The organism is Leyella stercorea, from assembly GCF_019052365.1.
Taxonomy (GTDB): Bacteria; Bacteroidota; Bacteroidia; order Bacteroidales; family Bacteroidaceae; genus Prevotella.
Map to the genome: position 1 here is coordinate 1 of NZ_JAHQUY010000073.1, position 13,781 is coordinate 13,781.

The 13,781-nt window shown below is 49.9% G+C and carries 8 protein-coding genes; 6 read left to right on the top strand and 2 right to left on the bottom strand.

Annotation, left to right across the window (positions count from 1 at the left end):
* Window positions 1–429 precede the first annotated feature (429 nt).
* The 3 genes from KTQ90_RS10950 to KTQ90_RS10960 all read left to right on the top strand — a co-directional run bounded on the left by KTQ90_RS10950 (window position 430) and on the right by KTQ90_RS10960 (window position 7,084).
* Window positions 430–2,019, top strand: a complete 1,590-nt coding sequence (locus KTQ90_RS10950) for an ATP-binding protein (protein WP_217318468.1) — start codon at window positions 430–432, stop codon at window positions 2,017–2,019.
* A 97-nt stretch (window positions 2,020–2,116) separates the two neighbouring features.
* Entirely contained in the window at window positions 2,117–4,534 is a 2,418-nt protein-coding gene (locus KTQ90_RS10955) for a TonB-dependent receptor (RefSeq protein WP_217318469.1), read from the top strand.
* A 75-nt stretch (window positions 4,535–4,609) separates the two neighbouring features.
* Window positions 4,610–7,084 carry a bifunctional UDP-N-acetylmuramoyl-tripeptide:D-alanyl-D-alanine ligase/alanine racemase gene (locus KTQ90_RS10960; protein WP_217318470.1) on the top strand — a complete coding sequence of 825 codons (2,475 nt, stop codon included), beginning with the start codon at window positions 4,610–4,612 and terminating at the stop codon, window positions 7,082–7,084.
* Between the two features lie 59 nt (window positions 7,085–7,143).
* On the opposite strand, the gene KTQ90_RS10965 is transcribed toward KTQ90_RS10960, so the two are convergent.
* Both KTQ90_RS10965 and KTQ90_RS10970 read right to left on the bottom strand, forming a co-directional pair.
* On the bottom strand, window positions 7,144–8,226 hold the full coding sequence (locus KTQ90_RS10965) for a YeiH family protein (protein WP_217318471.1): 1,083 nt from the start codon (window positions 8,224–8,226) through the stop codon (window positions 7,144–7,146).
* Between the two features lie 109 nt (window positions 8,227–8,335).
* Window positions 8,336–9,772: an amidophosphoribosyltransferase gene (locus KTQ90_RS10970; protein WP_217318472.1), complete on the bottom strand. Its 1,437-nt coding sequence runs from the start codon at window positions 9,770–9,772 to the stop codon at window positions 8,336–8,338.
* Between the two features lie 235 nt (window positions 9,773–10,007).
* Between KTQ90_RS10970 and KTQ90_RS10975 the strand changes: the two genes are divergently transcribed.
* From KTQ90_RS10975 to KTQ90_RS10985, 3 genes are read left to right on the top strand one after another with little or no spacing between them, the layout of a single operon-like run.
* Window positions 10,008–10,877 (top strand): electron transfer flavoprotein subunit beta/FixA family protein, encoded by an 870-nt coding sequence (locus tag KTQ90_RS10975; RefSeq protein ID WP_007903416.1) that lies wholly within the window; start codon window positions 10,008–10,010, stop codon window positions 10,875–10,877.
* On the top strand, window positions 10,877–11,899 hold the full coding sequence (locus tag KTQ90_RS10980; RefSeq protein ID WP_217318473.1) for an electron transfer flavoprotein subunit alpha/FixB family protein: 1,023 nt from the start codon (window positions 10,877–10,879) through the stop codon (window positions 11,897–11,899). The genes KTQ90_RS10975 and KTQ90_RS10980 overlap by 1 nt, the downstream gene beginning before the upstream one ends.
* Window positions 11,899–13,605 carry an acyl-CoA dehydrogenase family protein gene (locus KTQ90_RS10985; RefSeq protein WP_217318474.1) on the top strand — a complete coding sequence of 569 codons (1,707 nt, stop codon included), beginning with the start codon at window positions 11,899–11,901 and terminating at the stop codon, window positions 13,603–13,605. The genes KTQ90_RS10980 and KTQ90_RS10985 overlap by 1 nt, the downstream gene beginning before the upstream one ends.
* Window positions 13,606–13,781 lie beyond the last annotated feature (176 nt).

Here is a 13,781-nt window from a genome sequence, read left to right on the forward strand (position 1 = left end):
AATCTATTACTACTAACCTAAACAATCTATTAATCTTTTGACGATGCAAAGGTATGAATAATTAGTTGTTTGCGCAAACATAATAACAATTTTATTATATATCCCTATGTTTTATTGATATTTATCAATCAGAATCCGCTTCTTTTCGTTTGCATCTGTAGTTTTATGCTGATGTATTGCCCGTATACGTATTCGGCAAGTGAGGGTTGCAATTGCGCTTTCTCTCCATAAAAGCACACGAAAAGTCATCGTGCTCCGTACGCCGCCCAATCAGATCGCGTCCGCCGTCCGATTGGATTGCGTTCGGTGTCCGATCAGATTGCGTTCGGTGTCCGATGAGAAAACGTTGAGATAATAGCAAGAATTGTTTTGTTTTTATCCTTTTTTATTCGTAACTTTGCGATATAACATTTAATCCATCCTTTTGTTATGGCAGACTTTGAAGAGAGAAGACTACCGGTTGGCATACAATCGTTCAAGGAAATAAGAAGAAACAACTATGCTTATGTCGACAAGACCGAGATTGTTTGGAACCTTGTCAACAGAGGAAAGAAGTATAACTATCTGAGTCGTCCGCGACGATTCGGAAAGTCGTTGCTTGTAGATACGTTGCAGACTTATTTCGAGGGAAGAAGCGACCTTTTCGAAGAACTGAAGATAATGAAACTTGAAAAGGAATGGAAGAAGTCGCCCGTGATAAGGCTCGACATGAGTCGCGCTGGAGCATCGGAAAAGACCATCCGCTCGTATCTCAGCATGGCGTTCTCGCGCGAAGAGGCGAAGTATGGTATAACAATGCACGAAGGCGCTTCGTTAGCCGACCGCTTCGATACAATCATTCAGACCGCCTGCCAGCAGACTGGCGAGTCGGTAGCGATATTGATAGACGAGTACGACTCGCCCTTGCAGCATTCATGGAAAACGCCCGACCATGAGGCGTGTACAGCAGTTTACCGCGAAGTGTTCGCCATACTGAAAGCCGACGACGAGTACGAGCGTTTCGTCTTCATCACCGGCATCACGAAGTTCACGCAAATATCCCTCTTCTCTGTCCTCAACAATCTCAGCAACATCAGTTTCGACGAGCCGTTTGCAGCCATCTGCGGCATCACCACTCAGGAGATAACCGACTATTTCGGTCCAGAAGTGAAGGCGATGGGCGAGGCGAACGGATGGACAGAGGAAGAGACGATGGCTCGACTGAAGACCAATTACGACGGCTATCACTTCTGTCGTAGCAACTTGGTTGATGTATACAATCCGTTCAGTCTTGTGAACGCTTTGGCAGACAAGGATATCAAGAACTATTGGGCTACATCGGGAGCGACCTCGCTTCTGCTCAAGTTTGTAGACGACATGGAGATAAAGCTGACTGACTACGACCATAGCGCCATACTCAGCACCATCATCGAGACATCTGACGTGACAGGAGGCGGAGCGGAACTCTTCCTCTACCAGTCGGGTTATCTCACGATTAAGGGATACATGAACGGACTATACCTGCTCGGATTCCCCAATCACGAAGTTCGTCAGGCGTTATACGAAACCGTGCTGCCAGCGTTGGCCATGCGTAAGCGCGGAGACATCCAGTCGGCGCAGGCATATCTGTACATGCACATGTATATGGGCAATACAGACGAGGCAAAGAAGTTTATGAAGGCTCTTATAGCCGATGTGCCTTACAGCAACAAAAAGCTGGCAAGCATGGATATGGAGGAGCGCTATCGGCTGATTATGAGCACCATCTTCAACGCCATTGGTTTCCGTGTGGAGGTGGAGCGAATGATTGCGACTGGCAGGATAGATATGGTTGTAACAACAGACAACTACATATATGTTATAGAACTGAAACTCGCAAAGAATGGAGGCATAGCCGCTGCGGAGAAACAGATTGTTGACAACCGATATACCGAGCCGTTCAAGGCCGACAAGCGTAAGGTTATAGCCCTTGCCGTTGAACTCGACGACCAAGGAAAGGGGCTTGTTGATTGGAAGGAAGTGGGTGTTACGGAACAATAATCCGCAAAAAGTGCGGCATTTCTGCTTTTATCATTGTTTTGTTTTTATCCTTTTTATTAGTAAATTTGCGATATAACTTTTAATCCATCCTTTTGTTATGGCAGACTTTGAAGAGAGACTATTACCGATTGGCAATTTTATTGCAAAGATGCTACTGTTTTGTGTAGGCATAAGTTTTGCGATGTCTGTGAATGCTCAAGAAAGCATCGGTGGAAGAGTGTTAGACGAACAAAACAAAGGACTTGATGCAGCTGTCGTCATGTTGGTATCTCTGCCAGAGAATGTTCTAATAGAGACAACCGTAACTGATAGTAATGGGTGTTTCCATTTGCCTGTTCATAAAGGTGAGTTTCTTTTATGCATAAGGACCTTGGGTTATAAGGAGATAAAGAAGAATATAACAATAACAGGTCCTACCGCTATTCCGAACATATATTTGGAACCTGACGAGATTTCTCTGCAAGATGTTGTAGTCACAGCACGGAAATCACGTCCAATGACAACTTCTTCGAACGGCAAGATTCATATTAATGTTGCCCAATCATATCTTACAGACATCGGAAATGCTTTAGAGGTTCTGAAGCATTCTCCAGGCGTTTCCGTGAATAACAAGGGCGAAATATCCTTGGCTTCGCTTGGTGGAACAGCCATATATGTTAATGGTAGAAAAGTAATGCTGCAGGGAGACGAGTTGTCAACTTATCTCCGCTCCATGTCTTCTGAGAAAATATCACAAATAGAAATATCCCATAACCCGAATGCAAGTTTTGGGTCGGAGGGTGCTGGCGGTGTAATAAATATTATTCTTAAAACATCTGAAACATCTGGTTTTTTCGTAACGACATCACATAGCGTTGGTTATTGGGAAAATCTAAAACAGAATTCTGATTTCGCTGTTTCTTATAATACGAACAAATGGCAATTGGGCCTGAACTATAATCATAGTTTAGGACACCATTCGATGGATTATGGTTACGAAAAGGTTCAAAATGGAGACAAGAATATTTCAGAGACGACAGATACAGACAAACGAAACACTTATTCTGCAGGCATTGATTTTTCGTGGCAACCTAATCAAAAGAACAAGCTTTTTATGAACAGCACTGTAAATGTGCTTGTTGGACCAGGAGAGACTGAGACAACAACAGAAATCTATCAAGGAACAAATCTGTTGGATAACATACTCAAAGCACGTAACAACTATATTGAACAGAAAAACCTCCAATATAGCAACAACGTGAATTATCAGTATAGACCATCATCAAAGATGCAGTTTTCGTTTTCGGCAGATTGGACACATTTTGATGGCAATGCTCGTTGCGAGCAGCCTAATGAGTACTTCTCTGCAACCAATATGCCTATACGTTCAGATCTTTTCTATTCTGAGCCAGATAAAGACATTGATATCTATGCGCTTCTTGCAGACTATAAATACAACCCGAATGCTCAGAACGAAATACTTGCAGGTGTCAAGACTACTCTTATCAATAGTAACAATACGTTTCTCTTCAAGAAGAATGGTGCAATAGACACACAACGCTCAAACAACTTCTATTACGAGGAGAAAAACCTTGAGGCATATGCTCAATACACTCATACTTGGAATAAAATCGAGTTGAGTGCAGGACTGCGTATGGAGTATATGCACACATACAACAGACTCAAATCGCAAACGAACCAAGATTCTGAGACAAACAAACAGAGTCATTTTCGATTGTTCCCAAATCTGAGTGCATCATATACAATAAATGAAAAGAGCAAAATCGCTCTGCTATACAGCAGAAGACAGGACAAACCCCGTTATGAAGACCTGAATCCATTTGAGTATCTGCTTGACGAATTGACTTATTGGAAAGGTAATCCGTTCCTCGAACCTCAAATAAGCAATAAGATTATGCTTTCCTATACATTGGGAAACCTGTCTTTGAATCTATATTACAACAAACTCAACGATTATTTTACATCAATTACTGACGTGTATGGTGAGAACAAAACAGTCATGACGACGAAAAATTTAGGCAAACAGCAACAAATAGGTCTTGATGCCATATTCTCAAAACGCGTGGCTTCTTGGTGGCAGTTCAGTGCAAATGCAGGATTATACTACTTTATGAATAAACTGGATTACGAAACATATAAACATGAATACAAGCGTCCATCCTGCTTCTTGTCTGCAACCAACAGTATTTTCCTGCCTGCCTGTATCACCCTTGAAGTATCAGGAAGGTACTATTCGAAGCGACAAGGTGGAAGCTATGAAGTGAGCAAGTCAACTGGAAGTGTAGATGTTGACCTTAACAAGAGTTGGCATGATGGACGTATGCGTCTTTCTCTTTTGATGACAGATATCTTCCATACTGAGCGTTGGGACAGCTATGGCATAAAGGATGCTTTGAATATTTCGTCTTGGGGCTATGGAGAAAGTCGTAAAGTTATGCTACGATTCAGTTATAGCTTCGGAAAGCAAAAGTTTGAAAAGGTGGACAAGAATATCGAAGAATTAAATAGATTGTAATATTTTTATGATACTTTTTGCTTGTATATGCGAGAAAATAAGTAAGTTTGCACACGAAAAATATAGTACGGAAAAATGACTTATACTATTGAAAAGGTAACAACGCTCATCGGAGCCCACCGCTTTGGCACAGCAGACGCCAATATCGGGTTCCTCCTTACTGACAGCCGATCGCTCTGTTTCGCAGAGGAGACATTGTTCTTCGCTTTGAAATCGGGACGCAACGACGGTCACAACTACATTTCTGACCTCTACCGCCGCGGAGTGCGCAACTTCGTCGTAGAGGATGTTCCTGCCGACTATAACACAACATACGCCGACGCAAACTTCTTGAAAGTGGAGAACTCGCTTGTCGCCCTGCAGCGACTCGCCGAGCGTCACCGCGAGGAATACGACATACCTATTGTGGGCATCACGGGCAGCAACGGAAAGACTATCGTGAAGGAATGGCTCTACCAGTTGCTCTCGCCGGAGATGAAGGTTACGCGCTCGCCGCGTAGCTACAACTCGCAGATAGGCGTGCCGCTCTCCGTATGGCTGCTCAACGAGCAGAGCCAGGTGGGAGTGTTCGAGGCTGGCATCAGCGAACCGGGCGAGATGCAGGCTCTGCGCGGCATCATACAGCCCGACATCGCCGTGCTCACGTTCATCGGCGACGCCCATCAGAAGAACTTCTCGTCGCTCGAGGAGAAGTGCCGCGAGAAGGTGGTGCTCTTCCACGACACAAAGACCATCGTCTACTGCAAGGACGACGAGGTGGTAGACCGTGTGGTGCGCAGCGTAGGCTACAAGGGCGAGAACCTCGCGTGGTCGATGAACGACCGCTCGGCTGCGCTCTTCGTGGAGAGCGTGGAGAAGAAGGGACTCACATCCACTATACATTATATATATAACGATGAGGCAGGCGAGTATGTGCTGCCGTTCATCGACGAGGCGTCGGTGCGCAACTCCGTAACGACGGCTGTCGTAGCGCTGCATCTCGGACTCTCGCGCGAGCATCTCGCCGAGCGCATGGCGTCGCTCGAACCGGTGGCGATGCGCCTCGAAGTGAAAGAGGGTCAGAAGGGCTGCACGCTCATCAACGACTCGTACAACTCGGACATCAACTCGCTCGACATAGCGCTCGACTTCATGAGCCGTCGCCCAGATCACAAGGGACGCAAGCGCACGCTCATACTCAGCGACATCTACCAGACCGGCGAACCGCTCGACGTGCTCTACAAGGAAGTATCCGACCTTAGTGTGCAGCGCGGCGTTGAGAAGATAATAGGCATTGGTCCGCAGATTATGGAGCATGCCGACCTGATAAAGGTTCAGGAGAAATACTTCTTCCACGACGTTACGTCGTTCATTCACAGCAAGGTGTTCGAGTCGCTGCGCGACGAGGTGATACTCATCAAGGGCGCACGCCGCTTCGGTTTCGACAACATCACCGAACTGCTTGTGAAGAAGGTGCACGAGACTATTCTCGAGGTGAATCTCTCGAACGTGGTGAAGAACTTGAACTTCTACCGCTCGTTCATGCGACCGGAGACAAAGCTCGTGTGCATGATTAAGGCTGACGCTTACGGCGCAGGTGCGGTGGAGATAGCTAAGACGCTGCAGGACCATCGCGTAGACTACCTCGCTGTGGCTGTGGCCGACGAGGGCGTGACGCTGCGCAAGAACGGTATCACGTCGAACATAATGATAATGAACCCCGAGATGTCGGCGTTCAAGACCATGTTCGACTACGACCTCGAACCCGAAGTCTACTCGTTCCGACTGCTCGACGCGCTCGTTCGCGAGGCGCAGAAGGAGGGTATAAGCAATTTCCCCGTACACATAAAGCTCGACACCGGTATGCACCGACTTGGCTTCGACCCCGACAAGGATATGCCGGAACTGATAGACCGCCTGCAGCACCAGTCGTCTATTGTGCCGCGCTCGGTGTTCTCTCACTTTGTGGGCAGCGACAGCGACTCGTTCGACGAGTTCTCGGCTCATCAGTTCGAACTCTTCAAGCGTGGCAGCAGTCAGCTTTGTGCGGCGTTTCCACATAAGATTCTGCGCCATATCGACAACTCGGCAGGCATCGAGCACTTCCCCGAACGCCAGCTCGACATGTGCCGACTCGGACTCGGTCTGTATGGCTACGACTCGCGCGACAACTCGATGATTAACAACGTGACGACGCTGAAGACAACGATTCTTCAGATACACGATGTGCCGGCAGACGAGACGGTAGGCTACAGTCGTCGCGGCAAGCTCACGCGCAACTCGCGCATCGCTGCCATACCTATCGGTTACGCAGACGGACTGAACCGCCATCTCGGCAATCGTCATTGCTTCTGTCTCGTAAACGGAAAGAAGGCTGAGTATGTGGGCAATATCTGCATGGATGTGGCGATGATCGACGTTACGGACATCGACTGCCAGGAAGGCGACCAGGTTGTCATCTTCGGCGAAGAACTGCCCGTTACAACGCTCTCTGATGCCATTGACACCATACCGTATGAGGTGCTCACCGGTATCAGCAACCGCGTGAAGCGAGTTTATTATCAGGACTAAAAACATAGTAGCGGAGGTCTCTCGCCTCCGCTACATTTATGCGTTTAATGCTATAGTGTCTATAGCCAGAATATATAAGTCAGACTTATCAGACTGATGCTTATCCAGAGCATCACGCCCTGCAAAAGCGGCTTGAGACCTACGCAGCGTAGCGTCTCGCGCGTCAGCGACGCTCCGATGAAGAAGAGCGAGAGCGTTATGAGGTTCTTCGCAAGCTTGTTTACGGCTCCGCTTAACTGTGAGCCGATGCCGGCTGCCGTGTCGCCGATGAGCGCGGCGTTGCTCAGCACGTATGTGTTGAACAGAATGGCTACGACGAACCATATTATGAAGCGCGGCACGCAAGAGTACCAAGGCTTCGTGGCGCCGTCGGCTGCGGCAAGCTGCTTGCGGAAGAAGAACGGCGTGACGAGGGCAAGCACCACAATCCAAAGCGCACGTGTCAGCTTGATGGTCGTAGCCACTTCCAGAGCACTCACGCCCTGCTGAGCCACAAGTTCGGGGTGCATCTGGTCGTAAGCCGCACCGGCTCCAACCACCGACGACGTGTCGTGTATGGCTATAGCCGCCCACATGCCGAACTGCTTCATCGTCATGCCAAGTGCGTCGCCGATAGTGGGGAAGAGGAACAGCGCAATGCCGTTGAGCACGAACACCACGCCCAACGCTACCGACATGCTCTCTGCCTTCGCACGTATGATAGGACCTACCGCAGCTATCGCCGAACCGCCGCAGATGGCTGTGCCCGCAGAGAGCAGGTAGCTTGTCTGTGTGTCTACGCCCAGCAGCTTTCTGCCCAGCAACCATCCGAGCGCCAACGTTCCGAACACGCTGGCTATGGTGAACATCATTCCTTCGGCGCCCGAAGCGAGCGCCTTGTCTACGTTCATGCCGAAGCCGAGTCCGATTACAGAGTATTGCAGCATCTTCTTCGACATCGTCTTGTTGAAATCGGGAAAAGCCTTGCCCAACAGCAGCGCAAAGGCGAAGCCAATGGCGAGAGCTATCGGCGACGAAACCCAACCGACTGCCCAACTGAAGCCGCCCAAATCGAGGTGTAACACTTCTACGGCGAAGCTCAGCAGCAGCGAGACGCCAAGCACAGCTACAATAACGATGTAGCAGAGTTCTTTCTTTTTCATTATTTGTGTGTTTGTATTTTGAAGAAACGAAAAAAATCCGTGTCGCTGTTCATGTTGCGAAACGGATTTTTCTTCACGTTATATTATTGTTGTATTTCGTTCAGAACGCTTATTCGTCTGCCTGCTCCTCAAGAGTATACTGGCTCGAACCGTCGAAGCAGTGGGTACATACCTGACACTTCGGCAGTCCGATGGCTGCGATGAGCTGCTCAATGGTGTTGAACTTCAGCGAGGTGAGGCCCAGCTGCGAGCGTATCTCCTCAACCATGCGCTTGTACTGCGGCGAGTCGGTTGTAGCATACTTCTCAAGATCCTTATTGGCGTCGCCTTCAAACTTCTTGATGATGCGTCGTGTGATAAGCTCCATATCGCTCTTCGACGATGTGAAGCCGATGAACGGACAGCTGTATACGAGCGGCGGACAAGCGATGCGCATGTGACACTCCTTCAGTCCAGCCTGATCAAACAGTACGTGTACGTTGTCGCGCAACTGCGTGCCGCGAACTATTGAGTCGTCGCAGAACAATACTCGCTTGCCATTAAGCATTGCCTTGTTCGGTATGAGCTTCATCTTGGCTACGAGCGAACGCATCGACTGGTTGGACGGTGTGAACGAGCGCGGCCATGTCGGAGTGTACTTGGCAATGCAGCGCTGGTAGGGCACACCCTTGCCAGCAGCGTAGCCCATAGCCATGCCCGTGCCCGAATCAGGAATGCCCGAGCAGCAGTCGACCTCCACGTCATCGGTCTTTGCGAGGTTGTAGCCGTTGTCGAAGCGAGCCTCTTCAACGTTCTTGCCCTCGTAAGTAGATGTGGGGAAGCCGTAGTAGACCCAAAGGAACGAGCAGATCTGCATCTTCTTGTTGGCAGGGCGAATCTGTGTCATGTTGTCGGCTGTAAGCTCTACGATTTCGCCCGGTCCGACGTTGTAGCACTCCTCGTAGTCGAGGTTAGGGAACGACGATGACTCGCTCGAAGCAGCGTATGCTCCGTCCTTCTTGCCAATAATAATAGGTGTGCGGCCCCATGCGTCGCGAGCGCAGATGATAGAATCCTCGGTGAGAATCATCATTGTGCATGAGCCCTTTATGTGATGAAAGACATTCTCTATACCTTCGCGGAATGTCTTGCCTTGAATAATGAGCAAGGCTACGAGTTCGGTTTGGTTTGTGGCGCTTTGCGAGAGTTCGGCAAAGTGCATGTTCTTCTCAAGCAATTGCTTGGTAAGTTCCTCCAGATTCGCAATCTTCGCAACTGTGCAGATAGCGAAACGTCCGAGGTGTGAGTTGATTACAAGCGGTTGTGCGTCAGTGTCGCTGATTACGCCGATGCCCGCTGTGCTACCTTCGAACCGGTCGAGTGTCGGTTCAAACTTAGTCCTGAAATACGAACTCTCCAGATTGTGGATAGAGCGTGTGAAACCCTTCTCTTTACTGTACATGGCGAGACCGCCACGGCGAGTTCCGAGGTGTGAGTTGTAATCGGTTCCGTAGAAAACATCTGCAACGCAGCTTTTCTTGGAGATGGTGCCAAATATGCCTCCCATAAGAATGTTGTGTTTTGAAAATTTGTGGTGCAAAGTTACGTATATTTGTTGAATAAACGGCGCTTTAACTTTGAAAAAACTTGCTCCGCCGTATTATTTCTTGACATAATTATGGTGCAACATGTTGCAGAAAGTGCATTTTTAGAGTTCTTAATTTGGCTGATTAACATAAAGTTATTACTTTTGCATATCATTTAAATGGAAAATTTACTATAATTTATTACTAATTATAACTATGAGTTTGAAAATTGTTGTACTTGCCAAGCAAGTACCCGACACACGAAACGTCGGCAAGGACGCTATGACAGCCGAAGGTACTGTCAATCGCGCTGCCCTACCGGCAATCTTCAACCCCGAAGATTTGAACGCGTTGGAGCAGGCTCTGCGTCTTAAGGAGCAGAACCCGGGTTCAACAGTAGGTATTTTGACAATGGGTCCTCCGCGTGCTGCTGAGGTTATCCGCGAGGGCCTCTACCGCGGTGCAGATACAGGCTGGTTGCTTACAGACCGTCTTTTTGCTGGTGCCGACACACTCGCTACATCTTACGCTCTGGCTACAGCCATTCAGAAGATTGGCGACGTAGACGTTGTGATCGGTGGCCGCCAGGCTATCGACGGCGATACAGCGCAGGTAGGTCCGCAGGTGGCTCAGAAGCTTGGCTTGTCGCAGGTGACATACGCAGAGGAAATCCTCAAGTGCGAGGACGGCAAACTCACTATCCGTCGCCACATCGACGGTGGTGTAGAGACTGTTGAGGCTCCGATGCCGCTCGTAGTTACAGTGACTGGCTCTGCGGCTCCGTGCCGTCCGGCTAACGCCAAGCTCGTCATGAAGTACAAGCGTGCCACAGCTCCTATGGAGCGCAAGCCCGAGGATAAGTACAATTACCTCTACGAGGAGCGTCCTTATCTCACACTCAACCAGTGGACCGTTGCCGACGTAGACGGCGACCCGCAGCAGTGCGGCTTGAGCGGTTCGCCTACTAAGGTGAAGGCTGTCAAGAACATCGTGTTCCAGGCTAAGGAAAGCAAGACTCTCACAGGCTGCGACGCCGACATTGAGGGCTTGGTAAAGGAATTGTTGGACGAAAAGATTATTGGATAATGAACAACGTATTTGTATATTGCGAGATAGAAGGCACTCAGGTTCAGGAAGTGTCTCAGGAACTTCTCACCAAAGGACGCAAGCTCGCCAACCAGCTCGGCGTAGACCTTAACGCCGTAGTTGCCGGCACTGGCATCAAGGGCAAGGTGGAAGATCAGATTCTGCCTTACGGCGTCGACAAGCTCTTCGTCTTCGACGCTGAGGGTCTCTTCCCTTACACATCGGCTCCTCACACCGACATCCTTGTGAATCTCTTCAAGGAGGAGCAGCCGCAGATAGCGCTCATGGGTGCTACTGTTATCGGTCGCGACCTCGGTCCGCGCGTTTCTTCTTCGCTCACCAGCGGTCTTACAGCCGACTGTACGGAGCTTGAAATCGGCGACTACGACGACAAGAAGAGTGGTGTTCACTACGACAACCTGCTCTATCAGATCCGTCCGGCTTTCGGTGGCAACATCGTGGCTACTATCGTCAACCCTGAGCACCGTCCGCAGATGGCTACCGTGCGCAGCGGCGTGATGCAGAAGGCTCTCTACGAGGGCGAGGCAAAGGGCGAAGTGGTTTACCCGGACGTAGCTAAGTACGTGCCCGAGACTGACTTTGTTGTGAAGGTGCTCGACCGCCACGTTGAGGCTGCAAAGCACAACCTCAAAGGCGCTCCTATCGTTGTGGCTGGCGGCTACGGCGTAGGATCTAAGGAGAACTTCGATATGCTCTTCCAGCTTGCCAAGGAGCTTCACGGCGAGGTAGGCGCAAGCCGCGCTGCCGTTGACGCTGGCTGGTGCGACCACGACCGTCAGATTGGTCAGACCGGTGTAACTGTTCACCCGAAGGTGTACATCGCATGCGGCATCTCTGGTCAGATTCAGCACATCGCTGGTATGCAGGACTCTGGCATCATCATCTCTGTGAACAACGACCCGGACGCACCTATCAACAAGATTGCCGACTACGTAATCACCGGCACTGTTGAGGAGGTACTTCCGAAACTCATCAAGTACTATAAGGCAAACAATAAGTAATGGCTAACTTTTATACTGACCATCCGGAGTACGATTTCTATCTTAATCACCCGGAAATGCAGCGCGTAGTAGAGCTCAAGGAGCGCAACTTCGCCGACAAAGATAAATATGAGGATGCGCCCGTCGACTTCGAGGACGCCATCGAGAACTATAAGCGTGTGCTCGAGATCACTGGCGACATTGCTGCCAACATCATCGAGCCGAACTCTGAGGACGTAGACCTCGAAGGTCCGCACCTCGTAGACGGACGTATGCACTACGCATCGAAGACATACGACAACATCGAGGCTACACGCCAGGCTGGTCTGTGGGGTATCTCTATGCCTCGCCGCTACAACGGTCTGAACATGCCTATCACTCCGTACTCAATGGCTTCGGAGATTGTTTCGGCTGCCGACGCCGGCTTCCAGAACATCTGGTCGCTGCAGGACTGCATCGAGACTCTCTACGAGTTCGGTTCAGAGGAGCAGCGCCAGAAGTACATCCCGCGTGTCTGCGCTGGCGAGACAATGTCAATGGACCTTACAGAGCCTGACGCAGGTTCCGACCTTCAGCGCGTAATGCTCAAGGCTACACAGGACGAGGACGGCACATGGCGTCTGAACGGTGTGAAGCGCTTCATCACCAACGGCGACTCTGACATCCACCTTGTGCTCGCGCGCTCTGAGGAAGGCACACGCGACGGTCGCGGTCTGTCGATGTTCATCTACGACAAGCGCGACGGCGGCGTAACAGTACGCCACATCGAGCACAAGCTCGGTATCCACGGCTCACCTACCTGCGAGCTTGTTTACAAGAACGCAAAGGCAGAACTCTGCGGTTCTACACGCCTCGGACTTATCAAGTACGTAATGGCTCTCATGAACGGCGCACGTCTTGGCATCGCCGCACAGTCGGTAGGCGTTAGCCAGGCTGCTTACGACGAGGCTCTGAAGTATGCTCGCGAGCGCAAGCAGTTCGACACAGCCATCGTTAAGTTCCCGGCTGTTTACGACATGATTGCACGCATCAAGGCTAAGCTCGACGCCGGTCGTTCTATCCTCTACCAGACAGCACGCTACGTAGACATCTACAAGGCTCTTGAGGACATCTCTCGCGAGCGCAAGCTCACACCTGAGGAGCGCGCAGAACTGAAGAAATACTCGCGACTTGCCGACGCATTCACCCCGCTTGCTAAGGGTATGAACTCGGAGTATGCCAACCAGAACACATACGACGCCATCCAGGTACACGGCGGTTCGGGCTTCATCATGGAGTACAAGTGTCAGCGTCTGTATCGCGACGCACGTATCTTCTCTATCTACGAGGGTACGACACAGCTGCAGGTGGTTGCCGCTATCCGCTACATCACCAACGGCACCTACCTCGGCATCATCAAGGAGATGCTCGAGAAGGAGGTTTCTGAAGACCTGAAGCCGCTGAAGGCTCGCGTCGTTGAGATGGTGAAGCTCTACGAGCAGGCTCTAGATTACGTGAAGCAGGCTCAGGACCAGGAGGTGCAGGATTTCCTCGCACGCCGTCTGTACAACATGACTGGCGACATCGTTATGTCGCTCCTCATCCTCGAGGACGCTACACGCTCCGCAGAGCTCTTCTCTAAGAGCGCTAACGTATACGTTCGCATGGCGCAGGCTGAGGTTACGGCAGAGCATGTGTACATCATGAACTTCGTAAAGGAAGACCTTCCGAGCTTCCGCGCAGAGTAAACGAATGTAATATAAATAATAGAAAAGGGTATGCAACTATCTGCATACCCTTTTTTATTTGTTTACATGAAAATATCTACCATATCTTCCAGTTCTTGTGTAGACGGTTGTTTATTAATAAGTTAAACCCAAATCGGTCATTAGGATTTCTCTGTGTCGTACGGCAAAGAGAAATC